We start from the raw sequence: 1,067 nt of genomic DNA, 5'->3' as shown, positions 1-1,067 counted from the left end.
ATATTAAATTGACGTATTTAAAATCACCGATGATTATTCCGTTGCTGGCCTACATTGCCAGACGGTTTTGACAGACCGTAACTCGTAGCGAATTGTAGTTCTACTATAAATTCGTTAGACCCTTGCGTCCCCTTTCTTTGCGGTAGGACGGGAGGGGGACGCCCCGCGCGTGCTGGTTCTACGAGTCCAGTCTGTCAACCCCCTTTCGTTCTACCACCCTAATTAATTCGCGGTAATTCGGTGGTAGAACTCCATTTTTTAAGGAGTTGACTATGCCACTTTTCAAACTCATTTTCTCTCTTATTTAACTATTTTATTGATTTAAAATTTGGTTTTTTACGCCCTATTTTTTAAATTTATAGATTATTTTTATTTTAAAATTTTATTTTCCTGTATGCATGGGAGGATTAATTATTACCTAAAAAATTATTTTAATTTTTAAACAGATTATATTTTTATTCTACTCATAGATATAAATCATTATGAGAATAATATGACAATTTATAAACCTTTTTTGACTTTAAGTTTTGTTCTAGTGAGTTTGGGTATTTCAGGCTGTAACCTCCACACTCAGCAAGAGTTTGAAAAAATTTGCCTGTCGGGTGGGCATAGCAAGACCAGTTGCGAATGTATTTACCAGCGACTCGAACAAACCTATTCCCCGAAGCTTATGCAGCGCCTAAAACATGTCAGTTTGCAAAGTCCTGTTCTCCCACGGGACTTTGCCCCTACTTTTTTCAGCGTCATGCAGCGATGTGACAAAAGTAGTCTGGGCTAAGCGTTGGCTTAGCTCTTTATCTCTGTGTCGCAATGGTTTATTACTTTAAATCAGCGCAAAAAATTAAAGTCTGTTGTGACACAGAGGCCTAAAGAAGAATATTTTTAAGAAATTTGAACTTTTATAGCTTAGATATTTCTATACCCAGCTCGTTTTTAACGATAACGTCATGTTTAATAAGTAGTATTTTTTATCATTAATATCATAGAGCTAATAAAAATGAGCTTTTATACAGAACTACAAGTCCGTTATACAGATTTTGACACGATTGATTTATCTACTGAAAAGC

At 35.6% G+C, this 1,067-nt stretch carries 1 protein-coding gene; it reads left to right on the top strand.

All coding sequences use genetic code 11. The features are described from left to right. Positions 1–493 precede the first annotated feature (493 nt). A complete protein-coding gene (locus VXQ92_RS20800; RefSeq protein WP_416683049.1) occupies positions 494–778 on the top strand; it encodes a hypothetical protein in 285 nt (94 codons plus the stop codon). Positions 779–1,067: the final 289 nt, after the last annotated feature.

This window comes from Acinetobacter sp. 228, from assembly GCF_048147885.1.
Note: the sequence above shows the minus strand (reverse complement) of the source record. Positions and strands in the feature narration are given on the sequence as shown.

Bases quoted from the DNA above. Each gene is read 5' to 3' on its own strand.
- VXQ92_RS20800 (WP_416683049.1), top strand. From the start codon at position 494: ATGACAATTTATAAACCTTTTTTGACTTTAAGTTTTGTTCTAGTGAGT.